The 21,754-nt window shown below is 70.9% G+C and carries 31 protein-coding genes; 3 read left to right on the top strand and 28 right to left on the bottom strand.

Going from position 1 to position 21,754, the window contains the following annotated elements:
• Positions 1 to 38: 38 nt before the first annotated feature.
• The 10 genes from ACERZO_RS47440 to ACERZO_RS47395 form a co-directional block, all read right to left on the bottom strand.
• Positions 39 to 515 (bottom strand): hypothetical protein, encoded by a 477-nt coding sequence (locus ACERZO_RS47440; protein WP_372672583.1) that lies wholly within the window; start codon positions 513 to 515, stop codon positions 39 to 41.
• Positions 505 to 663 (bottom strand): hypothetical protein, encoded by a 159-nt coding sequence (locus tag ACERZO_RS47435; protein WP_372672582.1) that lies wholly within the window; start codon positions 661 to 663, stop codon positions 505 to 507. The genes ACERZO_RS47440 and ACERZO_RS47435 overlap by 11 nt, the downstream gene beginning before the upstream one ends.
• 107 nt (positions 664 to 770) lie before the next feature.
• Positions 771 to 1,148 (bottom strand): hypothetical protein, encoded by a 378-nt coding sequence (locus ACERZO_RS47430; RefSeq protein ID WP_372672581.1) that lies wholly within the window; start codon positions 1,146 to 1,148, stop codon positions 771 to 773.
• A gap of 97 nt (positions 1,149 to 1,245) precedes the next feature.
• Positions 1,246 to 2,397, bottom strand: coding sequence for a hypothetical protein (locus tag ACERZO_RS47425; RefSeq protein WP_372672580.1), 1,152 nt, complete (start codon positions 2,395 to 2,397; stop codon positions 1,246 to 1,248).
• Between the two features lie 7 nt (positions 2,398 to 2,404).
• Positions 2,405 to 2,707 carry a hypothetical protein gene (locus ACERZO_RS47420; protein ID WP_372672579.1) on the bottom strand — a complete coding sequence of 101 codons (303 nt, stop codon included), beginning with the start codon at positions 2,705 to 2,707 and terminating at the stop codon, positions 2,405 to 2,407.
• 33 nt (positions 2,708 to 2,740) lie between these two features.
• Positions 2,741 to 3,238: a hypothetical protein gene (locus ACERZO_RS47415; RefSeq protein ID WP_372672578.1), complete on the bottom strand. Its 498-nt coding sequence runs from the start codon at positions 3,236 to 3,238 to the stop codon at positions 2,741 to 2,743.
• Positions 3,239 to 3,250: 12 nt separating this feature from the next.
• The gene (locus ACERZO_RS47410) at positions 3,251 to 3,526 is read right to left on the bottom strand and encodes a hypothetical protein (protein WP_372672577.1); all 276 of its coding nucleotides are present in this window, start codon (positions 3,524 to 3,526) and stop codon (positions 3,251 to 3,253) included.
• Positions 3,523 to 3,783, bottom strand: a complete 261-nt coding sequence (locus ACERZO_RS47405; protein ID WP_372672576.1) for a hypothetical protein — start codon at positions 3,781 to 3,783, stop codon at positions 3,523 to 3,525. The genes ACERZO_RS47410 and ACERZO_RS47405 overlap by 4 nt, the downstream gene beginning before the upstream one ends.
• A gap of 43 nt (positions 3,784 to 3,826) precedes the next feature.
• Positions 3,827 to 4,342, bottom strand: coding sequence for a hypothetical protein (locus ACERZO_RS47400; protein WP_372672574.1), 516 nt, complete (start codon positions 4,340 to 4,342; stop codon positions 3,827 to 3,829).
• A gap of 4 nt (positions 4,343 to 4,346) precedes the next feature.
• Entirely contained in the window at positions 4,347 to 5,021 is a 675-nt protein-coding gene (locus tag ACERZO_RS47395; protein ID WP_372672573.1) for a hypothetical protein, read from the bottom strand.
• Positions 5,022 to 5,215: 194 nt separating this feature from the next.
• On the opposite strand from ACERZO_RS47395, the gene ACERZO_RS47390 reads away from it, so the two are divergent.
• Positions 5,216 to 5,419: a hypothetical protein gene (locus ACERZO_RS47390; protein WP_372672572.1), complete on the top strand. Its 204-nt coding sequence runs from the start codon at positions 5,216 to 5,218 to the stop codon at positions 5,417 to 5,419.
• Positions 5,420 to 5,426: 7 nt separating this feature from the next.
• On the opposite strand, the gene ACERZO_RS47385 is transcribed toward ACERZO_RS47390, so the two are convergent.
• From ACERZO_RS47385 to ACERZO_RS47310, 16 genes are all read right to left on the bottom strand, one after another.
• Positions 5,427 to 5,885, bottom strand: coding sequence for a hypothetical protein (locus tag ACERZO_RS47385; protein ID WP_372672571.1), 459 nt, complete (start codon positions 5,883 to 5,885; stop codon positions 5,427 to 5,429).
• Between the two features lie 84 nt (positions 5,886 to 5,969).
• Positions 5,970 to 7,340 carry an SU10 major capsid protein gene (locus ACERZO_RS47380; RefSeq protein WP_372672570.1) on the bottom strand — a complete coding sequence of 457 codons (1,371 nt, stop codon included), beginning with the start codon at positions 7,338 to 7,340 and terminating at the stop codon, positions 5,970 to 5,972.
• Positions 7,341 to 7,528: 188 nt separating this feature from the next.
• The gene (locus ACERZO_RS47375) at positions 7,529 to 9,265 is read right to left on the bottom strand and encodes a hypothetical protein (protein ID WP_372672569.1); all 1,737 of its coding nucleotides are present in this window, start codon (positions 9,263 to 9,265) and stop codon (positions 7,529 to 7,531) included.
• Positions 9,255 to 9,389 (bottom strand): hypothetical protein, encoded by a 135-nt coding sequence (locus ACERZO_RS47370; protein WP_372672568.1) that lies wholly within the window; start codon positions 9,387 to 9,389, stop codon positions 9,255 to 9,257. Before ACERZO_RS47370 ends, ACERZO_RS47375 begins: the two co-directional genes overlap by 11 nt.
• 167 nt (positions 9,390 to 9,556) lie before the next feature.
• The gene (locus ACERZO_RS47365) at positions 9,557 to 9,940 is read right to left on the bottom strand and encodes a hypothetical protein (RefSeq protein WP_372672567.1); all 384 of its coding nucleotides are present in this window, start codon (positions 9,938 to 9,940) and stop codon (positions 9,557 to 9,559) included.
• Positions 9,940 to 10,941, bottom strand: coding sequence for a hypothetical protein (locus tag ACERZO_RS47360; protein WP_372672566.1), 1,002 nt, complete (start codon positions 10,939 to 10,941; stop codon positions 9,940 to 9,942). Before ACERZO_RS47360 ends, ACERZO_RS47365 begins: the two co-directional genes overlap by 1 nt.
• 312 nt (positions 10,942 to 11,253) lie before the next feature.
• On the bottom strand, positions 11,254 to 11,514 hold the full coding sequence (locus ACERZO_RS47355) for a hypothetical protein (protein ID WP_372672565.1): 261 nt from the start codon (positions 11,512 to 11,514) through the stop codon (positions 11,254 to 11,256).
• Position 11,515: 1 nt separating this feature from the next.
• Complete coding sequence (locus ACERZO_RS47350; RefSeq protein WP_372672564.1) at positions 11,516 to 11,791, bottom strand: hypothetical protein; 276 nt, start codon at positions 11,789 to 11,791, stop codon at positions 11,516 to 11,518.
• Between the two features lie 312 nt (positions 11,792 to 12,103).
• Positions 12,104 to 13,759, bottom strand: a complete 1,656-nt coding sequence (locus ACERZO_RS47345) for a phage portal protein (RefSeq protein ID WP_372672563.1) — start codon at positions 13,757 to 13,759, stop codon at positions 12,104 to 12,106.
• A 15-nt stretch (positions 13,760 to 13,774) separates the two neighbouring features.
• The gene (locus tag ACERZO_RS47340; RefSeq protein ID WP_372672562.1) at positions 13,775 to 15,274 is read right to left on the bottom strand and encodes a terminase large subunit domain-containing protein; all 1,500 of its coding nucleotides are present in this window, start codon (positions 15,272 to 15,274) and stop codon (positions 13,775 to 13,777) included.
• A complete protein-coding gene (locus ACERZO_RS47335) occupies positions 15,255 to 15,722 on the bottom strand; it encodes a hypothetical protein (RefSeq protein ID WP_372672561.1) in 468 nt (155 codons plus the stop codon). The genes ACERZO_RS47340 and ACERZO_RS47335 overlap by 20 nt, the downstream gene beginning before the upstream one ends.
• A 28-nt stretch (positions 15,723 to 15,750) precedes the next feature.
• Positions 15,751 to 16,176: a hypothetical protein gene (locus ACERZO_RS47330; protein WP_372672560.1), complete on the bottom strand. Its 426-nt coding sequence runs from the start codon at positions 16,174 to 16,176 to the stop codon at positions 15,751 to 15,753.
• A gap of 69 nt (positions 16,177 to 16,245) precedes the next feature.
• On the bottom strand, positions 16,246 to 16,809 hold the full coding sequence (locus ACERZO_RS47325; protein WP_372672559.1) for a hypothetical protein: 564 nt from the start codon (positions 16,807 to 16,809) through the stop codon (positions 16,246 to 16,248).
• Positions 16,806 to 17,396 (bottom strand): ParB N-terminal domain-containing protein, encoded by a 591-nt coding sequence (locus ACERZO_RS47320; protein WP_372672558.1) that lies wholly within the window; start codon positions 17,394 to 17,396, stop codon positions 16,806 to 16,808. Before ACERZO_RS47320 ends, ACERZO_RS47325 begins: the two co-directional genes overlap by 4 nt.
• Entirely contained in the window at positions 17,393 to 18,487 is a 1,095-nt protein-coding gene (locus ACERZO_RS47315) for a phosphoadenosine phosphosulfate reductase domain-containing protein (protein ID WP_372672557.1), read from the bottom strand. The genes ACERZO_RS47320 and ACERZO_RS47315 overlap by 4 nt, the downstream gene beginning before the upstream one ends.
• Entirely contained in the window at positions 18,484 to 19,107 is a 624-nt protein-coding gene (locus ACERZO_RS47310; RefSeq protein ID WP_372672556.1) for a ParB N-terminal domain-containing protein, read from the bottom strand. The genes ACERZO_RS47315 and ACERZO_RS47310 overlap by 4 nt, the downstream gene beginning before the upstream one ends.
• A gap of 294 nt (positions 19,108 to 19,401) precedes the next feature.
• Here ACERZO_RS47310 and ACERZO_RS47305 point away from each other — a divergent pair, with 294 nt between their 5' ends.
• Positions 19,402 to 19,602, top strand: coding sequence for a hypothetical protein (locus ACERZO_RS47305; RefSeq protein WP_372672555.1), 201 nt, complete (start codon positions 19,402 to 19,404; stop codon positions 19,600 to 19,602).
• 134 nt (positions 19,603 to 19,736) lie between these two features.
• Positions 19,737 to 20,033: a DUF433 domain-containing protein gene (locus tag ACERZO_RS47300; RefSeq protein WP_372672554.1), complete on the top strand. Its 297-nt coding sequence runs from the start codon at positions 19,737 to 19,739 to the stop codon at positions 20,031 to 20,033.
• Positions 20,034 to 20,144: 111 nt separating this feature from the next.
• On the opposite strand, the gene ACERZO_RS47295 is transcribed toward ACERZO_RS47300, so the two are convergent.
• The gene (locus tag ACERZO_RS47295) at positions 20,145 to 21,119 is read right to left on the bottom strand and encodes a hypothetical protein (protein ID WP_372672553.1); all 975 of its coding nucleotides are present in this window, start codon (positions 21,117 to 21,119) and stop codon (positions 20,145 to 20,147) included.
• Positions 21,116 to 21,325, bottom strand: a complete 210-nt coding sequence (locus tag ACERZO_RS47290) for a hypothetical protein (protein ID WP_372672552.1) — start codon at positions 21,323 to 21,325, stop codon at positions 21,116 to 21,118. The genes ACERZO_RS47295 and ACERZO_RS47290 overlap by 4 nt, the downstream gene beginning before the upstream one ends.
• Between the last annotated feature and the right edge of the window lie 429 nt (positions 21,326 to 21,754).

Here is a 21,754-nt window from a genome sequence, read left to right as displayed (position 1 = left end):
TCCAGGTCGTGAGCGAGCAGGGGAGTGGCGGTGCGGGTTCAGCCCAGGCGCATCCAGCCGCCGACGCCGTACATCTCGTCGTAGATCCACCGCGCGGGACCGTTGACGACGAAGAGGAACGCGGGCTCCAGGAACGGGTACTTCGCGCCGTTCCGGATCCCGGTTTCGAGGTAGAGCCCGTACTTCGACGACGACGTCTTCGACTTCCGGCCGCGGTAGGACGGGTACTGATTGGCGGCGATGCCGACCTTGATCTCCCAGCCAAGCGCCGTCCACGCGACGGCGGTGCGGGTGATCGAGCGGTACAGCGTCCCCGAGATCTCTGCTGGGCCGGTGCCCGGCCACGCCGGCGTCTTGGTGCCGTACGGGTGCTTCCCGACGCTGGCGTTGATCTTCGCCTGCTTCACGATCAGGTCCGCGATGGGCACGATCGTCGCGCGGGTCCGCAGGTTCGACTCCGTCGCGATGCGGTTGAACACCGCGGCGAGCACGCCGGGCGCAAGCTCACGGTCCACTGCCGACCTCCCGCCTGTGCTCGGCCATCGCGCGGTCGTGCGCGGCCTCCTCGGCGGCGAGCCGGGCTTGCATCAGGTCCCAGCAGTACCGGCGCACGTACTCCGGCGTCGCGTCCAAATCGGACCAGGACCAGCCCATGTACCGCATCAGCTCGAAGTCGACGAGCTCCGGCGGGGGAGGCCCGGAAGACCATGTGCCCTCGTAGATCGACTCTGCGGGCCAGAGCAGGTCTTCGAGGTATGGGCTTCCGGGCTCTAGCGAGGGTTTTGGGCGCTCTTGATGTGGTCGGTGATCGTGGAGATGACCTCCAGCGGCAGGCCCGCCGCGGTCTCGGCGGTCAGCGGGAACTCCAGCAGCGGCTGGTCGAGCGGTTCGAGGGTGGTCTCGTCGATGCCGTCCACACGGGCGTCGTAGAGGCGGCCACCGATGATCAGCCGGGCCATGAGCCCGTGCACGGCGGCGGTCGCGGCCGCCGGGTCCGGGGTGCCGTCCGGGCCGAGCGCGACCGCGTCGGCCTCCAGCTTGGACATCGTCTGCGTCTTCGGGTTGCGGAAGACGACGAACAGGTCTTCGCCTTCGTCGGCGAGGTCGGGGAAGTGCGCGGTGATCACGCGGTTGGCGTATCCGGCCATCGGGGGACTCCTCACGGAAGGTGCTGCGGGGACAGGAAAAGCCGCGGCCGGGGCCGGGTGCTGGAGGCCGGGCCCGGCCGCGGATCAGGGACCGTCGTCAGTAGACGGCGGGGTTGAAGTTCTTGAGCACGGCCGAGACGCTGCCGCCGTCCGTGCCGTTGTAGATGCCGGACAGGCTGTAGGACGCCTGCACGTAGTTGCCGCCGATGTCGCGGGAACCCTTCTCGACGCCGGTCTTCGACATCGTGATCGCCAGCGACGTCCCGCCCGCGGTGATCGGCTGCGTGAGCGTCGCCGTCGACGGCGTCTGCACGTTCTTGAGGTACAGGTCGTAGTCGAGCTGGTTCTCGAAGATCGCCTTGTACGAGGCGTCGACCTCGAGCGGGCCCTGGAAGATCTCGCGCGGGCCCTGCGTGCCGTCCGAGGACTGGATCGGGTCGACCGACCGCTTGATCGTGTAGTCGAGCGACAGGCCGCGGTTAGAGGTCGCGCCGGCGTTCTTCATCGTCCACTGCCAGCCCAGCAACGGCGGCTGCCCGTTGAAGGCCGGCGCGAACGTCGCCTGCGACGTCGCGGGCATCGAGGTCATCTTCACCGACATCGACACCGCGTTCTTCGGGTCGATCTTCAGCCCGAAGTCGCTGACCGTCGCGTAGGTGTAGCCCTGCGGGTTGCTGGTCGTGTCGTCGAGGGTGATCGCGTAGGACCGGCGCGGCACGAACGGGTTCTGCTTGAACGTGTGCGTGGTCTGCGACACCACCGCCACGCCGGCGTCGTGGGCCTTCGTCAGCCCGCCGACGGGCGTCACGATCGGGATGTCGTACGGGCCGGTGCCGGTCGCGGTGCCGGTGACGGCGTACTCGATGCCCTGGCCGGTGTCGAGCATGATGGTCGACCCGGCCGGGATCGACACCGCCGTCTGGATCGTCGCCGCTCCGGCCGCGGCCGCCGTCGCCAGCGTCGTCGAGACCCCGGGGGTGACGACGTCCGGGCCGATCGACCCGGCGAGGAACAGCCCCACCAGGTCGGGGTAGGCCATGACGTCGATCGACCACGTCGCGTTCACCGGGCCCTGGTACATGCCCTGAAGCACGGAGTCGTTGTAGCGGTAGGACTCGTCCTTGATGGACGCGATCACGTCGTCGAAATCCGCCTTGGTGAAGGGGATCGAGTACAGCGGGACGACGTAGGTTCCGGGCGTCACCTCGGGAGCGATACCCAGTTTCGAGAGCCGGGACAGCTGAGTCATCGGCGGCTCACTCCTTCACGTTCGCGTCGGCCGCCGCGCCGGAGGTCGGGGCCTCGGCGACGGCGCCCTTCTTCCGCGCGGCCGCGGTCGCCCGGGTCGGGCTCGACGTGCCGGGCGGCGGGGTGGACGGCTGGGGGAGCGTGGCCGGGTCCGCCGGCTCGGACTCCTCCGGCGGCGCGGTCTCCTGCGGCGGGTCGACCGGCGTCAGCCCGGTGATCGGGTCCGGCCAGTCGATGGTCTCGCCTGGCTGCACCTCCGCCGGGATCTGCGGGACCGTGACCGGCCACGGGGTGTCATTTCTCTGTCGCATGACGAAACTCCAAGCAGGGCAAGGGAAATCGGGTCAGATGAACGCTTGGTCCTGCGCCTGCCAGAGCACGTCGGCGCGGAGCAGCCCGTCGACGGCGGTGTTCTCGACCGGCATGTAGTGCACGCCGATCTCGGCGTGCGCGGGCGCTTCGGCGACGGCCAGGAACCGGCCGCCGTGGGTGTGGTCGCCGAGCTCGTCGCGGACCCGGTCGATCAGCAGCTCGATCGCCTCGTCGAGCGCGTCCTGCTCGACCTCGGCGATGTTCGCCCCGACCGTGGTGGTGCCGAGCGGCCAGTAGATCGCCGCCCGGAACGAGTACGTGCCGAGCTTCCGCTGGTTCGCCCACCGCGCATCGGTGTAGTTGCCGGGCACCAGGTACAGGCCGGCGACGCGGGTACTCGGGGTCCGCGGCATCCGGCCCTGAACAATCCTGAACGGGCCGCCGTCCGCCTGGAGCAGGGCAGGGAGCCCGTCACCGGAGCTGGTCAGCCACTCCGCTTCGCGCTTGATGGCGTCGCCGATCCCGGGCACGTCGGCCTCCGGTCAGCGCTGCGATGCGCAGGCGGGGTCGGGGACGGCGAATCCGCTCGAGTACGCCTCGTCGCCGTGGTAGCCGGAGTACAGGCGGAATCCGTCGTCGCACTTCACCGCCCAGTTGGTGAAGCCGTCCGGCATCGTGACGATCCGCGCGGGGGCGTCGTTGACGGCTTTCGAGCGGGGCGCGTCGTGGAACGGCTCGGTGTACTTGTTGTCGTCGCAGGCTGCCGAGCCGAACAGCAGCACGGGCACCAGGAGCAGCGCGGCGGCGCGGCGGTTCATGCGTCCACCGCCGGCTTCTCGTCCTCGGCGAGCTGGCGCGCCGCCGGGAGCGCGGCCCGGACGAACTCGTCCTTCGCGCCGAGGAGGGTGTTGAGGCCGCGGGTCAGCATCGGGCAGTCCGGCAGGGTGTCGATCATCTCCTGCGCGAGGTCGTGCACCGCCTTGCTCACCTCGCGGAGCCGGTTCGGCAGGTGCTCGTACTCGAAGTAGCGAGCGACGTCGACGACGGCCGCGTGGCGGCCCTTCAGGTTTTGCATGATCACCTCGAAGGTCGGGGGAGTGACGCCCCGAGCTGGGGCGTTAGGTTCTGCGCGCCCGCCGCTTCCGGTGCCGGGTCTTCTTCGGCGGCTTCCACACGCGGTGGTGCCGGACCCGGCGGTGGACGACGATGCGGGTGCGCCGCATCCGGTGCTCGGTCACCACGCGCGTCCGCTTCCGGTACGCACGTGCGCTGATCAGCCGGTACTTCTGGCCGTGGTGGCGGCCGCGGGTGACGTGCCGGGTGCCGCGGCGCTTCCCGGCGTGCGACTTCGTGCCCGGCCGGGCCGGGTGTCGCAGCCGCCTGGTGGCGCCGGTGTGCCCGCGCGCGTTGGCCAGCCGCCGGCGCGCGTTCGCGTCGAGCGCCTTCTTCGGCTTCGACCCGGCGGCCGCGCGCCGCTTCGCCCAGTACGCCTTGAGCGCGGCGGAGATCTTCGCCTTCGTCTCCGCCGACATCGGGTGGCCCTTGTGCGACTTGCCTTTCCGGGCCTTGTTGCGTTCCCGCGCCAGCTGGGCGAGCTTCGCTCGGCCTTCCGGGGTCAGGTGGTGCGTGGCCACCGGATCAGTCGCTGCGCGAGTACGGCGCCAGCCACGACACCGCCAGCGCCTCCAGCGCGTCGGGGTCGTGGCCGTGGTTCGGCTGCAACGGCGCCAGCTCGCGGCACGCGATCGCCGCGGCCATGTACTTGCACGCGCGCCGCAGGTCCGAGGGCACCGTGTGGTAGCCCCCGGAGTACTTCACCGTCGCGTACGTCCCGATCGGCAACCAAGTTCCCAACCTGAACCACAGGTGACCGGTGTCGACATCCGGGCCGTCGAACCCACCCGCCACGAACGTCTGCCCGCCGCCGTAGGAGCGGGTCACCGAGATGCTGAGGTCCGAATAGGACCAGAACTCGGGGTAGTGCGGGGCGCACTGGTGCAGCCAGATGTGCCGCACCAGGTCGGATCCGCTGTTGAGCGACGACGCCCACGAACGGCCGAGCTGCCCGGCGAGGTCGAGCGGCAGGCTCGCCGAGTCCGAGTACTCGTCCGGGTCCACACCGGACATCCGGTGCGACTCGACCAGGCCAGTGAACGGCGCCAGGCGCCGGCCGACCTCGGTTTCGCACGCCCGCGTCGCCTCGGCGAGCATGTCCGCCACCGCCGAGTCCGAGAAGCCCTGCACCAGGTCGGCGAACGCGCCATCCCGCAGCTGCTCCGCCGAACACAGCGGCGTCGGGGCGTCATCAGGCACTTCAACCACCTCCCGGGCACTAGGCCATTCGGGTGACCTGGAAATCGAGGAGGTCACACGAGGATCTGGGATACCTCTTACTAAGGACGCCGTTCACCAGCGGAAACAGCCAAGATCCTGTCCGGGATCCGGTGTCACCCATGAAGAACCGAAGGGCGGGAGAGCCCCGCTTACGGACCTGAACGGACTTACTCGTGACGCCCCTCGAACTGACCGAACTGCTTGCCGTTGCCGCCTTCATCGCGCTGACGCTGGCCGCTGGCGTGACCGCCATCGCGCGGAAGGAAAAGCCACTCCGTCTGCTGTGGATCGCCGGCTTCTTTCTGCTCGCGTCGATGTGCATCGCCGCCGGCAAGACGGACGCGCTGTCGGCCCTTGCCGAACTGTTCCAGCGGTGAGCCGACGTCAGCCCTGCGCGGTCTTCCGCCCGCCGCGGGCGCGGGGCTTCGCGGTCTCGGCCGAGGAGTCGGGCGCAACGGCGGTCGGGACCGGGGCGCCGGTGGCGGCGTCTTCACGGGCGGCCAGGCCGGCGAGGTCCGCCTCGGCCTCGGGCGCGGCTGCCGTCTCGGCCTCGGGTGCGGCGGCGGTGCCGATCTGGGCGTCCGGCTCCGTCACGACGGCACCCTGCGCGGCCGCCGCCGCGGCCTTCGCGGCGGCGAGGTGCGCGGCGAGCGCGTTCAGGTCGACCAGGCCGGCGGGCTCCGGCGCGGGCTCGTCGACGGGCTCATGCTCGTGGAACCCGCCGTCCGGGATCTCCAGCAGGCCGGCGGCGTGCTCGGGGGCGACGTCGACGACGTCGCCGTCCTCGGCCCAGGAGTAGCCGTGCGAGGCGGAGCCCGCGCGGTCCTTGCGGATCAAAACCATGGCTGTCCAATCGCGACAGAAGAGGCTGATGGGGGAGCGGGGCGGGCGCGGCCGCCGCGGTGGCGGCCGCGCCCGGGAGTCGTGTCAGAGCTGGGTGTTGACCCGGTTGATCACGCCGATGAACTTCGGCGCGCGCAGCGCCAGCGTCGTGTCGGCGATGATCGCGTACGGCATGGTGTCCGGGCTGTCGGTCGTCGGGTAGACGTCCAGCGGCTCCAGCTCACGCACGTACGGGCGGAACAGGTTGTCCCGGTCCCGGCTCACCAGGAAGATGCTCTCGTTGCCGGTGGCGGACGGGAACTTGTTCGCGTTCGTGCCGACGTACAGCGGCTGCGGCTGCGCCGGGGCGGTCGCGCCGTTCTTCGGGATCAGCGTGACGCCGTTGTCCACGATGGACGTGGTCTGGATCGGCGTCTTGCCGTCCGAGGCGAACCCGACGACGGCGTCGACGACGCCCAGCAGGGTCTCGTTCCCCGGGCTGGTGGACCGGTAGACCTTGTAGAGCAGCGGCTGCGCGCCTTCCAGGCCGCCCGGCACCGCGAACGACAGCGTCACGGTGTTGGCCGAGCCGGACAGCGCCGCGGTGGTCACCTCCGCCGACGCGGCGATCTCGCCCTGACGCTCCATGACCGCCGAGACGCGGTAGGAGTAGGTGCCCGCGGCGAGGCTGCCGCCGGACGCCGCGCTGGCCTGCGTGACCGTGCCCATCGTGTAGGTGCGGGTCGACAGGAAGCTCGACTTCACGATCGGGATGCCGCGGTAGCTCGGGACGATCAGGCCGGCCGCGACCTCGATCGGGCCCTCGAACCGCTGCTGAGCCTGGAGCAGCTGCGCCAGGCGGCTCTGCGCCGTGTTGCTCATGACGAACATCCAGTTCGAGTCGAACACGCTCATCGCGCTGTTCGTCTCGACCATGTCCGCGAGCTCGTCGAGGTGCGCGAGCGACATCGACGCGCCGGCCTTGTCCTGGGCGTTCTGCTCGGCGCCGGAGAAGTTGCCGACCAGGGAGTCCAGGCCGTCGAACTGCGGGTAGGCGCCGTTCGCGGTGGCCGCCGCGTTGCCCCACAGCACCGACGTCTCCATGTCCCAGTACAGGCCCTGGATGCTGCCTTCGATCTCCTTGCCGCGGAGGTCGCCGATCACCTGCCGGGTGACCGCCTGGGCGTAGCCGGTGACGCCGCCGATGGTCTGCAGGTGCGTCATCTGGAACGCGTACTGCTCGTACGTGCTGGCGGTCAGCGGTCGCGCGCCGCCGTCCTGCACGTGGCCGCCGCGCGGGTTCCGGCTCCGGCGGTTGAAGTAGTAGACGTCCGACTCCCACCGGCCGGACGGGATCGCCCGGACCAGCGGGGAGTAACGGCGCTGGTACTCCAGCAGCTGCGGGTCGATGATCTTCGGGATGAGCGCGCCGACACCGGCGGCGCCCAGGGCTTCCTTGAGTTCGTTGCCGTTCACGGCGATGGTCCTTCGTTCGAGCGGGCACGAAAAAACCCGCCACGGGGCGTGGCGGGTTGGGGTGGGCGACCATCGCTGCCGGACGGCACCAGCCAGGGGCTGGCGGTCAAGACGGGGGAATGAAGCTGGAGGTGGGGGACCGGCGCGGGCCTGCTCCCCCCGGGGCAAGCCCGCGCCGGAGTCGGGTTCTACTGCTGGCGGGTGACCGAGCGGGCGCCCATGATCGCCGCCTCCGTGTTGCGGCGCAGGAGACCGCGTTCCGCCTCGGTGTACTGGTGCAGCGGCTTCTGCGGCCAGTCCGCCGGCAGGCCGAAGTCGGTCCCCTCGTAGCTGGCGACGCCCGCGGCCGCGGCGGTCTCGGTGGCGCCCGGGACGAGGCCCTTCCGGGCGGGGAGGCCGCCGGTCGTGGCGATGTCCTGGAGCGCCGAGGTGATGCCGGCCTGCACGAGACGGGCGATGCGCTGCTCTTCGGTCTCCTGCACCGCCGGAGCCGCCGGTGCGGCGGCCGCGGGTGCTGCTGCGGCCGGGGTAGCGGTTTCGGTCGTGGCGGCCGCGGCCGCCGGCGCCGACTCGGCGGCCGGAGCCTCTTCCGCCGCGGCCGCGGACTTCGGCGCGCCGAGCCGGTCGAGCAGCTGGGCGAACTGGTCGCCGGTCAGGGTGACGCTGGGGGCCGCCGGGGTCTCGGCCGCCGGGGTGGTGGGCTCCGCCATCGCGGGCTCCTCTCCTGGTGTGTCGGCGACGGCCACCGGGGCGGTCACCGTCTCGTCGGGGGTGTCGGCCGCGGGCGCGGCTTCGGGGGTCTCGGCGGTCTCGGCCACCGGAGCTTCGTCAGCGGCCGCGGACTCGGCGGGCTCGTCGCCGCCGCCCGCGTCGGCGTCGCCGTCCAGGTCCGGGTCGATCGCCAGGAGCGCGGAGATCGCGCCGTCCATCGCGGCCTTGCCGATTTCGGGCAGTTGGCTGGCTTCGAGGTACCAGGACGACACACGCACGCAGATCGGGCCGTTGGTCAGCTCGACGCTGAACGCGCCGCTGTCGTCGCCGAACATCTCCAGCACGCTGGACTCGCCGACCTGGTGAACCGGGCCGGAGAGCACGCCGGCCGACGCGGTGAGTCCGTGACCCTCCAGAGCGCGGGCGATGCGCTGCCGGGCGCGCTTGAGCTGCGGCGGGGTGTACTCGGCGGTCACCGACTCCTGCGTGAACGCGTACCAGGCGTTCACCGTCTCGGTGGCCGTGGTGAGCGGGTACCGCTGGCCGCGGCCGGTGTAGCCGTTGTCGGCGTAGGTGACGCGCGGCTGCTCGTCGGTCGCGGGTGCGGGCGCTGGGGTCGTCACGGGGCTGTCCTCCTCGAGGATCGGGGTGGCCACCAGCGCTTCCTGCACGGACTCGTGGATGACGGTGCGGCCAGCGGATTCGGTGGTGCCGGCCTGGGCCGGTTCGGTGCGCTGCACGGCGTCGACGCGCGCGCCGTCCACACCGGGGTTCTTGGTGAAATCGAGCCCGTCCAGCTCCAGGTCGTCGCCGGTCTCGACGGGCCCGCCGTCCGGGCCGGGCTCGGTGCGGACCGGGCCGAGCCAGTACCCGCGGATCGACACCCCGCGCAGGAACTGGCGGCCGTCTGCGTCGGGCTCGATCAGGTCGAGGATGTCCCGGGCCGTGCCCGTGGGAGCCATCTCCGCCACGAAGTGCACGGCGCCGGTCTTGTCCATCGACAGCTCGACCAGCCGCCCGACGATCTCCGTGGAGTCGTCCTCGGCGTCGTGGTGGGTGAGCATCGTCAGCGGCAGCCCGTCCGGGTCGGCCAGGCGCTCCTGCGCCCGCGCGACCATCCGGGCGATCAGCTCCCGGGTGTAGAGCCGCCGGTTGCGGCTCATGCCCGGCTTGATCGCGATGCCGGTGGCAGTGGCGATCGGGCTAGCGGCCACGGCGGGCACCTCCTCCTCGAGCTGGGGCCGTCGCCGCGCGGATCGGCGCGGCCGCGGCGGGGAAGATCTCGCGCAGCTTCGCCCGGACCTCCGGGGTGTCGAGCGCGAGGAGAAGCAGATCCATGAACTCCTCGGCGTCCGCGTCGGCGAGCGGGTCGTCCCCGCCGCCGGGGACGTGGGGACGGGGACGCAGCCGACCCGGCCGGCGCGGGGACGGCGGGGACCCGGCGGGGGACGGGGAACCACGCGGGGACGAGCGGGGAATCGGGGAATCAGCCGGGGACACGCAGGTCACCGGCCATACAAGGCCACGTCAACGCCCTGAAGGCTCGGGGTCGTTCCGCCGACCGTGAGCACGATCCGTCCCCGCTCGGGGAGCACCAGCGGCTTCGTCGCGTGGTGCAGTCCGCTAGCTGCCTGCGCCGTCCCCGGGGCGGTCAGCTGGGGAGCGGAGAGGCCGCTGGGGAACCACTTGTCCCCGGCGCCCTTGATCTCCAGGGACACGTCCAGGGTCGGGGTGTCCCCGGCGACGGCGGCGACGGCGACCGACAGCCACAGGTCGGTGAACTCGCGCAGGCTGAACTCCATCGAGGTGACCGTCGCGGTCAGCGTCGAGCTGATGCCCGAGGTTTCCCGCTTCCACACCAGCCGCCCGAAGGGCAGGTAGTTCGACATCAGGGACCTCCGAGCAGGTAGCGGGTGACGTCGAGGGACGTCAGCGGCGAGGTGGGGATCAGGGCGCACCGGCAGTACGGGTGCAGCGGCGGCGCGGGGGCGCCCCCGATCGGGTGCGGGTTCGCGGCCTCGGCGTCCAGGCAGGCCGGGCACACCTGCGCGCCGCCCACGGTCACGAAGTCGACGAGAGTGGCGCCGTAGGTGCGGTAGAGGGCGAGGCCGGCGCGGGTGAACTCGACGCCCATCGCCACGTCCACGCCGACCGTGATGGCCCGCTGGTCGCCGGAGCCGAGCAGGTTCCAGACCGCGGAGACCATCGCGTCGTAGTCGGCGCCGTCGTCGGCGAGCCGCGCCAGCACGGCGGCAACGTCGGCGGCGGACGCGCGGATAAGGCCGGCGATCACCGCGGCGGCCGCGGCCGGGTCGCCGGGATGGTCGCGATAGGCGTCGGCAAAAGCCGCGGCGAAGTCGAGCGGCCCGTAGCCGGCTTGGTGTGCGGCGAGCGCGAGCGCCCCCGCATGGCCCTCGGCCCACCCCGCGCGCAGAGCGTCCGTGACGAGCAGCGCGAGGTCTTGGAACCTCGGGTCGTGCCGTTCGGCGGCGATCCCCGACAGCAACAGCAGCGCCGCCGCGGCCGCCTCGGCGCGGTGCCGGTCGCGGACCTCCTGGTCGGTCGACTCGGACGCCAGCGACAGCCGCCGCCGGAACGACGCCACCGACCCGGCTACGTCGACCGTCACCGCGAGTGACTTCCAGGCAGTGGTGATCAGGGCGGTGCGTTCGGCCGCGAGGGCTTCGCGGCGGGCGTACACCTCGGCCCAGGTGCCTTCCAGCTCGCCGAGCCGGACGGTCGCCTCTAGCACCCCGGGCTCGGTGTGGTGCTCGCACGCGAGCGCGACCGCGGTCGCGCACCCGGCCCGGACTTGGTCGGTGAGCGGGCCTCCGGTGGCGGCCCAGCCGGACACGAAAGCGAGCCGGGCGGCGTCGGCGAAGTCGGACACGGACACCTCCCCGGGGACACCGGCGGTCGGGGACGTGCGGGTCCCCGCTGCGGGGACCACGGCCGTTCGCGCCCTGCCGTCCGGTGGTGGCGGGGACGATCAGCGGGGAGGGGAGTGATCGGGGACTGAACGGTCGGCGCGGCGTCGCGGAGGCGTCGCGGGGACCGGTGAATCCCGGCTTTCCCCGCTGTCCCCGCGCCGGGGAATCCCAGGAGGGAAGTCGCTGACCTGCGGTTCCCCTGTCCCCGCCTGGCATGAGGAGGACCGGCTGGTCCCCGGCCGGGAAGGCGCGGCGTGGGGAGTAACCGGGGACTAACGCCTGCGCGCCGGCCGGTTGAAGCAGGGGTCCCAGCGGGGAATCGGGGCGATCCCGTCCATCCAGTTCGGGCCGTACATGTCGCGCGGTGAGCTGCCCCCGAGGATGCTCCGGGGGTAGCTGCGGTCGCGCAGCAGCGCGACCCCGGCGGGCTGGCTGTCGACCCGGTGGGTCTCGTCGGCGGCGAAGCCGTAGCCCGGGATCGTCACGGTCCACTGCCCGTCGCGCTTCCCGATCGACGGCTTGCGGCGCGGCACGTCAGTCCTCCACGGGCACGTGCCAGGTACCCGCCTCGTGGTCCCGTCCAGAGCACACCCGCGGGTACGGGCTGTCGGTCTCTTCGCCCTCATCCATCCGGATGTCGTCGACGAAGAAGTGACCACGCGGAGTGAACACCGTGAGGGTCACCGCACTGGCGTCGTCGTCCGTCACCGGCGCGATCGGAACGAGGGTGACGATGGCCGCGAGGCACTGCTGCGGGCCGTCCCCCTCCTGGGCGACGTAGTGGACCTTCTGCGCGACTCCGACGGTCACGGGCACCTCCAGCGGGGTTGGGAGCTGAGCCCGGCCGCCCCGCCGCACACGGCACGTGCGCGCGATCGGGGGGCCGGGAACGGCCGGCCTGGCGGAAGCACTCGTCCTTCACGGGGTGCTCGCCAGGGCGGCATGGGGCCGCGGACGCGGCGCGCTCGGATCCGCCATTTACGGGGGTGAGGTCCGGCGCGGCTCGCGTCCGCGGGGTCTAGGCGATGACCTTCGAGATCAGCGCGGCCACGTCCTGGGCGCGCAGCGGGTGCGGCCGCTCCGGAGCTGGCTCCGGCTCGGCCACCGTGTCGACGTCGTCCATCAGGCGGCCGCAAACTCCGCCAGGGCGGCGTCGCGGCGGGCGAGGTAGCGGCTGTGGAACTCCGCGAGGCGGGCCCGGTCGCCGCCGAACAGCTCAGTCGGCTCGTCGTCCTTCTTCGCGTCGTCCTTCTTGCCGCCGGCCTTACCTGGCTCGCCGGGGCCGGCCTGGTCCTCTTCGCCCCCGGCGCCGACGTCGTCGGGCTGCTCCTCGCCGGGCTCCCCGGCGAACGGCTTCAGCTCGTCCGGGACCGGCTCGGGCTCCGGATGCACCAGCTGCACGGGCGTCTTCTCGTCGGCCGGTTCGCCGGCCTCCAGCGACGTCCCGCGCAGCATCGCGGCGATCTGCGCCTGCCCGTGGGCGATGACGTCGCGCCACAGGAACATCCTCGTTCCGACGACGAACACCGGTTCGTCGCCACCGGGGACCGGCGGTTCGCCGACCTCGGCGCGGGCCCGGTTGAGGGTCCACAGACCGGTCGTGACCCGCTTCTCCCGGATCTCCTCGATCACCTTGGAGTCGCGCATGTCAACCTGCTGGAACTTCAGCGTCCAGCCGGTGATGTTGAACCCGCCGATCACCAGCGCCGACACCAGCTTCTCCAGCACGATCGCCGCGATCGGGTCGCAGGTGTTGACCTCGTAGCTCTTGCGCTGAGACTCGCCAGTGCCGCCACCGAGGTTGCCGGACTCGATCACGCCAACCTCGGCCGGCGGGACCCCGTAGCAAGCCAGGATCTCGTCGCGCTTCTGCGACAGCGTGTCCAGCGCTTCGGAGATCTTCGCCTGCTGGAGTTCGTGGATCGTGCCGCCGCCCTTGGTGGTGATCGGCGTGCCGATGTTCCGCGGCCCGACCACGCGGGTCATGTGCTGCGCGGTCCACTTCGTCACCTCGGCCGGGGCCATGTCCCGGGGAAGGTCTGCGTGGATGTTCGGCGGGTTCCCCTTGCGGTAGGTCTCCTTCAACGTTGCCGCCGTGAAAAGCCAGGTCGTGATCGGCAGCAGCGCCGCTTCGGTCGGGGACACCCCGAACATCCCCGAGCGGGGAGCGTCGAGGCTGATGTGGATCACCTCGTGCGGCGCGAACTCGGCGCGCTGCCCCTGGTCGGTCACCTGGACGTACGCGGTGATCTCGCCGTGCTGGTCGGCGATCGGCAACACGCTCGGCGCGTCCAGCGTGTACAGCGCCACCGGTACCCGGCCGAGCCAGACGACCTCGATGAACGCGTCGCCGAACACCAGCAGGTCCGCGATCGTCGAGCGGAGCAGCTGGCGGATGTCCTCGCGCGGGTTGCAGAAGTCGAGCAGCCGCTCCAGTGCCAGCACGTTCGCCGGCTTCTCCGGCTTCTCCTGGTCGCCTTCGCCTTCGTCGTTCACCCAGTCGGTGACCAGCCCTCCGGCGGTGATCGTGCGGGCGATCGCGTTGGTGCACGCCCACGACCACGGGCACGCCAGGAACGCCTCGTACAGCTGCTGCATCAGGCTGCGCCGGTCGGTCTGTGTTGCGGTGCCGATGCCTTGGTTGGCCTCGGTCATGCCGCCGGGGCCGACGCCGTACTCGTAGCCGCGGCGCGGCGCGGCGGGCCGCGCCAGCGCGGCCGGCGCCTTCGCCTCTTCGACCTGCTCGCCGCGGCGGAACCAGCTGGACCAGAAGGCCATCGCGCACCTCCTTGTTCAGATGTCGTCGGCGGTGACCACCGCTCCGCGCGGGGTGTCGGTGTCCCCGGACCAGCCGGGTCGGTTGTCGGCGCGGTAGGCGTAGTTGCCGATCGGCAGCACGGGGCCCGGCTCGTTCTCACCCGGTGGGGCCGGGACGAACTCGGGGCCGCCGCCGAGGTTGATCAGCAGGTACCGCAGGGCGTCCGCGGCGTGGTCCTCGGCCGCGGTGTCGATGTCCTCGGGGTCGCCGGTCGTCGCGTGCGGCAGCGTCGGCAACGTCCGGATCAGGTTCTCGACGGTCTCGAACACGTGCAGCCGTGGGCAGGTCTCCCAGCCCATCGCGCGGTGCAGCACGCACGCCGGGCCCTCGCCGAGGTAGGAGTGCACGCGCTGCCAGCCCGGGACGCGGCCGCCCTTACCGGCCGGGGTGAGGTACACCCCGTTGTCGGCGTAGACGTCGGAGATGGGCTTCGCGTCGCCGCGGGTCGCCCACATCGCGTCGTCGCCGAAGCGCACCCCAACGTGCTCACCGGCCGCCTCCGCGGCGAGGATTCGCCGCGCCTGGTCGCGCTCGCCGACGCGCTTGGCGTAGACCTCGCGGTACACCCAGACCCGGTCGTCCTCGTCGACCGCGGCCCACAGCACGCACCACGGGTTCGAGAAACCCCAGTCGATGCCGTTGTAGCGGCGCCAGCTCGCAGGCAGCGTCACCGGCTTCACCACGTGCCGGTCGAACGACCACTCGCTGAACGCCTGCCCGGCGAAGGTGTCCCAGTTGCCGTCGCGGAACGCTGCGCGCAGCTGCTCGGGCAGCGCGTCCAGGTCGTGCGCGTACTCGGCGTTCACGTGCGGGTTGTCCGACAGCTTCGAGGGGATGAACCGCACCTCGCGGCGCCGGACGTCGGTATAGGTCTTCGTGCCGTACAGCGTTGGCGCGATGAACCGGTCCTTCACGAACCCGTGCCCTGGGCCGCCCGGGTTGGTTCCCGACCGGATGCCGAGCACGGGGACGTCCTCCCGGCCGGACCGAAGCCGCGACTCCAAGAAGGACACGACGTTGGGTGGGGTGAGGGTCCGCTCGTCGAACAGCAGCAGCTGGTACTGACCGCCCTGCCTTCTCGTGGCGTCCGCCAAGGTCTCCGCGTAGCGGAACATCAGCCGGGACCCGTTGCTGAACGACAGGTTGTACTTGGTGCCGTTCCAGGCCGCGCCGAGCTCGCGGGCGAACCCGACCTCGGCCAGCTCGGCGAGCAGGCTCTCCTCGAGCTCCGGGTACGTCCGCCGGAACGCGCCGACCCGCAGGCCGGGATAGCGGACGCACGCCCGAAGGCCTTCCATCAGCAGCGCGCGGGTCTTGCCGCCGCCGGCCGCGCCGCCGTACAACACGTCGAACTCGGTGGCCGCGTGGAACTCCTGCTGGCGCGGTGTCGGGACGTACCCGAGCGCGGCGAACACGTCGACGCTGCGGAGCCGGGCGGTTTCGCGGCGCTCCTGCTCAGCCTTCAGCGTCCGCAAAAGGTGAAGCTTCTCCAGCTTCAACTCCGCCAGGCTGCTCGGCGGCCGCCAGCTCGGCTTCGAGCCTCCGGATCTCCTCGTCGACGGCGTCAAGGGTGATCACCTCGATCCGCGGCGGGCGGTCCAGGCCGAGCAGCTTCCGCCGTTCGACGATCAGCCGCCGGCAGGCGTCGATGGCCAGCAGGTCACCCTTCATCGCCGCGGGCCACGCGGCGGCCTGCAGCCGGTCGATCCGCATCAGCTCGGTGTGCCGCAGCTCTTCGACCGCGGCGGACGCCTCCTGGACGTAGGCCGTCATCGCGCGTTGGACGTCCTTCTGCGCGGCCTGGCGGGACGAGTACTCGAGCCGTTCGGCGATCGTCTCGTAGTCGAGGCCGGCCATCCGCAGCTTGATCGCGTCGGCCCGCCGCTTCGCGGTCGCCGCGCGTTGCGCCTTCGACGCACCCACGAGAGGTCACCCCCTCGCGGTCGAGCACCTACCAGAGCTGGGCGGGCTGGGGCACGCGCAGCGAGTCGAGGAACGTCGCGCCGGGCGCGTCCGGCCGGACGATGCCGGGGAACACCCCCTTCATCACCGTCCGCTGGAGCTCGCCGAGCGCGGTGCGCCGGTCGAGCACGGCGGGGTGCTGGTAGCCCGCCGCGACGCGGCCCCGGTACTCGACGAACCCGGCGGCGTTGCGGAACCGGCAGTGCAGCGCGAGGTGGCAGATCACGCACAGCGGGACGAACGTTTCCGGCTCGTCGTAGTTCTCCAGGTGGGCGTCGAGCACGCCCTCGGTCTGGCCGCACGCGGCGCACGCGGACGGCCGCGGCAGCGCGCCGGCGTCGAACTGCTGGTTGAGCCACCGTTGAACGCGTTCGCGTTTCTCGCCGGAATGGCCGTTGTACGAGGAAAGGCCCACGGGACTGTCCTTTTCGGATCGAGTGCGTTGCTGACGTAGCAACGATATCCGGCCCCACCGACAGATCAACTACGCGCGTTCCAACGTGCCGAGTGTGCCCCGTACGCGGCCCCGCCACGTCGGCGCGAGCGCGGCGACCTCGCGGGCTGCGTCGCCGAGCGGGTGCGTCGTCCGGCTGGACACCGCGCGCCCTTCGAGGAAGATCCGCTCGACGCCCGCGTCGGCGAGGCCTTCGGCGAGCTGGTCGAACCCGGCCTTGCCGCCGAGGGCGTCCCACAGCTCGGGGAACACCCGGCGCGCGATCACGGTGCGGACGTCCACCTGCTCGATCCACGCGACGAGCGTGCCGATCGTGTCCGGGGTGACCCTCAGGTCCAGCACGGGGATCGGGTCGAACACGCCGCGGCCGCGACCGAGGTCGTGCGCCGGGCCGGGTTCCTGCACCGCGAACACCGTGAAGCCGTTGTCGGCCAGCTGGCGCCCGAGCAGACCAGTGCACGCGCCGAGGTCGAGCACGTGCCCGTCGACGGGCTCGGTCTCGGTGAGCACGTGCTGGACGATGCCCTGGTGGATCCGCGGGAAGACGCCGGCGCGCCCCCAAGCGTCGACGTACGAGGGGTCGTCGAACCTCACGAGCGTCCCGGCCGCCGGCCGTCCTCCGCCGGGTACCAGGCTGGGCTGTACGCCCAGTCCTTGATGCCCTTCACCGCGAACACGCCGTCCTGCGCGAGCAGGTTGACCTCGTCGAGCGTCGCGCCCATTTCGGTGGCGATCTCCTGCGGGTCCATCGCGTGCTCCGCGATCAGCTCCCGGACGATCTCGCTCATCGACACCGCGACGTGGGTGCCCTTCGCGCGGTTGATCCGGATCGTCATCAGCATGGCGGTGGGCCGGTCGACGTCGAGCACCGCGACCGGCACCCGGCCGCCCCAGCGCTCCCGCACCTGGGCCGCGAGACGCTTCCACTTGCCGTGCCCGTCCGCGCCGCCGCTCGAGGAGAGCCGCCAGCGGTGGTAGCCGTCGATGATCAGCCCGTCCGGGTTCACCAGCAGCGGCTGAATCCACCCGGTGGTCAGCATCGAGCGGGCGAGCAGCTTGAGCTCGGTGCCGTGCACCCGGTTCGGGTTCCAGGTGTTCGCGTCGAGCTGGTCGGCGTCCACCCACCGGATGTGGTCGAGCGGGTCCGCGCCGGCCGGGGTCGGTTCGAGCGTCGTGGTCATCCTCGCGTCCCCCGTTTCGCCTGGTCGGACTTCGTCTGGTCGGCGAAGGCCTGCGGCAAGATCCGCCGCTTGTACGCGCCGCTGGTGAACTGCTTGAGCACGTAGGGCAGGGGGAAGCTGTCCGGCGCGCGCCGGGCGGCGACCTTCACCCGCGCCAGGGCCTTCATCGCGTTGGCCAGTTCCGCGGCCTCGTCGAAGTGGTCGACGATCCACTGCTCGATGCCGTCCCACGACTCGGCGTAGCGGGCGAGGATGCCGGCCCGGTCGATCTCCGCGTGGTACCGCTCCTGCAGCGCCATCTCCGGGAAGACCTTCATCACCGCGTCGTAGAAGTCCGGCTCGGTGGCGCGCAGGTAGTGCAGCGCCTTCGCCGACTCGGGGATCAGCGGCGTCGCGACCCGCAGCGCGTTCCCGGCCCAGGCCTGCGCGTCATAGATCGGGCAGTACCGGATGCCCTGGTCGTAGAAGTAGCGCAGGATGTCGTTCTCCTGCCAGTCGAACAGGGGCTTGCACAGCGACGCCTTGGGCGTGCTCGACGCGCAGATGTAGTTCTCGTTCAGCTTGACCACCGAGGACTGCCAGCGCATCAGCGACTCGGCGGCCCGGACGCCGGTCATGATCGCGACCTTGCCCTTGTACGGCGCCGCGAGCACCGAGTCCATCGTCAGCTGGGAGAACACGGTGTCGGGCGGGTAGCCGAGGTCGTCGAGCGTCGTCGCCCACGCCGGCTTCGGCCGCACGTGCTCCCGGTTCGGGTCCCACTGGATGTACCGGGACGTCTTGCCCAGCACGTACTTCGAGGAGATCAGCGGCACCGCGAACCACGTCATGTTCACCCACGGCAGCTGCCGGTAGGTGTCCACGAAGGACAGCACGGTGTCCGGGATGACCTCCTCGTCGCGGAACGCCACGTTGACCGAGGTGAGGCCGCGTTCCTGCGCGACCTCCCACGTCAGGTGCAGGAGCGCGAGGGAGTCCTTGCCGCCGGAGAACGCGACCACGACGTTGTCGACCAGGTCGTAGATGTGGTGGATTCGCCGGCGGGCCTCCTCCAGCACGTTCGCGTCGATGAACCGCTTCACCCTGGTCACCGGTCGGCACCGCCGATCCCCGGTACCCGGGCGTCGAAGAACTCCACCAGCCGCTCGCCCAGCGTCTCTGCGCCGGGGAACTCGCGCTTGAGCCAGCGCACGAACGCGTACCAGCGGGCCTGCTGCGTTTCGTCGTCAAACACCAACTGGTACGCCACGACCGGCTCGCCGACCCCGGCCGGCGACTCCTTGTCCTCGTCGTCGTCGCCGAGGTCGGGCGGTTCGAGCAGCCGGTCGACGGCCTCCTGCGTCCATCCGGTGCCCTCGTAGTCCTCGTCCAGGTAGGACAGCAGGTGGACCAGGGCGTCGTCGTCGTAGCCGCCCAGCTCGCTGGTGCGGTTGTCGACCAGGTTGATCCGGAGCGCGGTCTGGTCGTCGCAGGTGATGACCTCGCACCGCGCCGTCGTGTGCCGCTCCTGTCGGATCGCCTCGAAGGTGTGGTTCCCGGCGAGGATCACCAGCTGGCCGTCGTCGGCCTGGCGGACGACCAGCGCGCGGTACTGGCCGTTGCGCTTGATCGACTCGCGGATCTTCCCGACGTCGCCGCGCTTGGCGTTCCCCGGGTACTTCGTCAGCTCGCCGAGCGGGATGTCCCTGGTCGAGACGTATTCGCTGCTCACCGCCACCCCCTTGCTCGAGTAGTTGGCCCGGGGGCTAGCGGGGTGCCGCCCACCAGCCCCCGGAGTCCCCCGCCAGGGCAAGCCGCGAGCGGCAGCGGGCTAGAGTAAATAAAAAGACCTCAGGTGTTGGCCTACTTTGCGTTAACTACAGGTAGCGCAACGGAGTTAACGCCGATGAGGTACTGGGCCTGCATTACTCCGCTTTGTGCGTCAGCCAGGAGCACCGGAACCCCACCTACACCTGACCTGAAAGCCGAGCCCAGCGGCTGCCAGGTCAGGCCGAGTGGAGCGACCGTGCTTTCGGCACTGCTGTACACCCTGATCAGCCTGCTCATCGTTCTGCTGGCGTGCGCTGGGTACGTCTCGATCTTCATCGAAGATGAAGATCACGCGAAACGTGCCTTTGCTGTCCTGAAGTACCTCGGTTGGCTCCTGCTCGGAGGCGGCGGAGCCTTCGCCGCCTACCTCAAGCTGCACGAGTTGGGCCTTTTCTGAGGTGAGGCCGGGCGCGGGGCGCTGCCCAAGTCCCCACAAAGGCAGCGCCCCCGCGTCCGTTGAGGCTGACAAAGTCCTCGGTGGAGCACCGTAGCGGTCGGGACCGACAGAACCGTCCCGCTTAGGCTCGGGGCGTGAACCTCGACGCCATCGTCGTGAGCGCTAGCGTGCTCGACGGGCTGCCCTGCACTGGTCAGGCGCCCGTGCCCGTCGCCGTGGTCCAGGCCCTTGCGCTCGCTGGGATGACGGCTGACGAGATCGTCGGTGCGTTCCCCGGTGTCACCTCGGCCGGGGTGCAGCAGGCATTGGTGATGCCGGCCTGGATGGCGTTGCCGCCCGGCGGGCTCACCGCGGCCCAGTACGACCAGCTGGCCGAGGACGTGTGTGTCTGGATCGAGGTCGTCGACGGCCGGATCGTCGCTCGAAGGTGAGCTCCGGGACCGACAGAAACGGCCGCCCCCGGAGCTGAGGGGCGGCCGTTTCGCGGTTTGGGTACACGTCTCCCGTCGCGTAGGCGCCTATTTAGACACGCGGGGAGTCGATCACGCCACGGCCGAGACTTCCTCGGCGTGTCGCGGCCGCCGGTTCCGCGTCGGCGTCGCCAGCGCCAGGTCGACGACCTCGCGCACCGAGTACAGCGGCCAGCCGCGCCCGTTGCGGCGCCGGGCGACCAGCCGGCCGTTGCGGGCCCAGGTGTGGATCGTCTGCACGCTGAGCGAGTCGCGGAACGGCAGCAGCTGGGGAACGGCCTTCGAGATCTCGGCTGCGGTCAGCTCTTGGCCCATCGCCCGGAACAGCATCGACTTCAACCGCTCGTCGGAGTCGTAGGTCTCGCCGCACGCCGAGCAGCGTGCGAGCTTGCGGTCCGGCCAGCCGAACACGTCGCCGCCGCACAGCCCGTCGTCCAGGTCGCCGGCGACGCACTTGCCGCGGTACTGGCGGTCCGGGCGCCGGTCGATCGCTCGCCAGCAGCGGTTGATCTCGTTCATGATCATCGAGTAGAGGTTGCCGGCCTCGTCGGTCTCGGAGAGCCACGACGGGCGGAGCGCCAGGTACTCGGCCATGCCTTCGATGGTGCGGGCGCACCGCGGCTGGTGCTGGTAGCCGTGGGCGACGCGGCGCAGGCCTTCGCCGTCGAACACGCCCACGCACACCGCGGTCGGCATCAGCGTGTCGTGCAGGTACCGGATCCAGGAGACGAGGACCGTCTGCAGGTCGCGCAGCGCGTTGTCGGCGCGGTGGTCGGCCAGCGGCGCCTGCGGCTCGGTCGAGCGGACGGAGATGCCGATGGAGACCTTCGCGCCGCGGCCCTCGCGCTGGGCGGTGATCCGGACCTCCTCGGCGAGGGTCGGCATCTTCGCGCCGCGGACGTCGATCCCGTGCTCGTACAGCGACCGCAGCGCCTCGCGGAGCCGGGCGAGGTGCGCGGAGCAGATGACGGCGGGGGAGTCGGCTCGCAGCGCGGTGGAGCACTTGGGGACGTCGCAGACGCGGGACTCGACGGTGGTCACGGTCATCGGGCACCGCCGAACGTCGCGCGGTTCTGCTCGACGACCAGGGCGAACGCCTGTCCCACGCTGAACCCGGCTTGCTGGTAGGCGACGTAGAAGCCGCCGAGCATCTGCGCGTACTGCCGCTGCTCGGTGGTCGGTTCGACCGGGCCGGCCTGAAGCTTCGCCAGCTCTTCGACCGAGGGCCACGGCGTGCTGTTTTCCCCTTGCATTCGCCCCTCCGGGGTTCGTGGAATCCGTGCCTGATTCCGTCGAACTCAATTCCAAGGGAGCGGCTTAAATACGGCTATAGCCTCTTCTGAAACCCGATTTCGGATTCGAAATTAATTGTTATGAAGTCTGGTCGACGGCCGCGTCTGTGTGCGTGCGCAACGGGTCTGGCGACCGCCTGGTCCTGCGTTACGTCCCCGGCTAGACTGTCAACTAAATGTGACATCTGGGACGCCGTGTTCACTTTGAGTGACACGGACGGTCGCCGGGGGAGGCTCAAGAGAGGCGCGCGTTGACCACACCGAACGACCACGAGCCGGGGACTACGCTCCCCGAGCGGCTGAACTACGCGATACGCCTCAGCGGGCTCTCTGAGCAGCAGATTCTTGACGGCATCGTGGCCCACGGCGGCCACCTGAGCCGCAACGCGC

Source organism: Amycolatopsis kentuckyensis (assembly GCF_041679295.1).
GTDB classification, from domain to species: domain Bacteria; phylum Actinomycetota; class Actinomycetes; order Mycobacteriales; family Pseudonocardiaceae; genus Amycolatopsis; species Amycolatopsis kentuckyensis_A.
Note: the sequence above shows the minus strand (reverse complement) of the source record. Positions and strands in the feature narration are given on the sequence as shown.

Bases quoted from the DNA above. Each gene is read 5' to 3' on its own strand.
- ACERZO_RS47435 (WP_372672582.1), bottom strand. From the start codon at position 663: ATGCGGTACATGGGCTGGTCCTGGTCCGATTTGGACGCGACGCCGGAG.
- ACERZO_RS47430 (WP_372672581.1), bottom strand. From the start codon at position 1,148: ATGGCCGGATACGCCAACCGCGTGATCACCGCGCACTTCCCCGACCTC.
- ACERZO_RS47425 (WP_372672580.1), bottom strand. From the start codon at position 2,397: ATGACTCAGCTGTCCCGGCTCTCGAAACTGGGTATCGCTCCCGAGGTG.
- ACERZO_RS47420 (WP_372672579.1), bottom strand. From the start codon at position 2,707: ATGCGACAGAGAAATGACACCCCGTGGCCGGTCACGGTCCCGCAGATC.
- ACERZO_RS47410 (WP_372672577.1), bottom strand. From the start codon at position 3,526: ATGAACCGCCGCGCCGCCGCGCTGCTCCTGGTGCCCGTGCTGCTGTTC.
- ACERZO_RS47405 (WP_372672576.1), bottom strand. From the start codon at position 3,783: ATGCAAAACCTGAAGGGCCGCCACGCGGCCGTCGTCGACGTCGCTCGC.
- ACERZO_RS47385 (WP_372672571.1), bottom strand. From the start codon at position 5,885: ATGGTTTTGATCCGCAAGGACCGCGCGGGCTCCGCCTCGCACGGCTAC.
- ACERZO_RS47370 (WP_372672568.1), bottom strand. From the start codon at position 9,389: ATGGATCTGCTTCTCCTCGCGCTCGACACCCCGGAGGTCCGGGCGAAG.
- ACERZO_RS47365 (WP_372672567.1), bottom strand. From the start codon at position 9,940: ATGTCGAACTACCTGCCCTTCGGGCGGCTGGTGTGGAAGCGGGAAACC.
- ACERZO_RS47345 (WP_372672563.1), bottom strand. From the start codon at position 13,759: ATGGCCTTCTGGTCCAGCTGGTTCCGCCGCGGCGAGCAGGTCGAAGAG.
- ACERZO_RS47320 (WP_372672558.1), bottom strand. From the start codon at position 17,396: ATGACCACGACGCTCGAACCGACCCCGGCCGGCGCGGACCCGCTCGAC.
- ACERZO_RS47295 (WP_372672553.1), bottom strand. From the start codon at position 21,119: ATGACCGTGACCACCGTCGAGTCCCGCGTCTGCGACGTCCCCAAGTGC.
- ACERZO_RS47290 (WP_372672552.1), bottom strand. From the start codon at position 21,325: ATGCAAGGGGAAAACAGCACGCCGTGGCCCTCGGTCGAAGAGCTGGCG.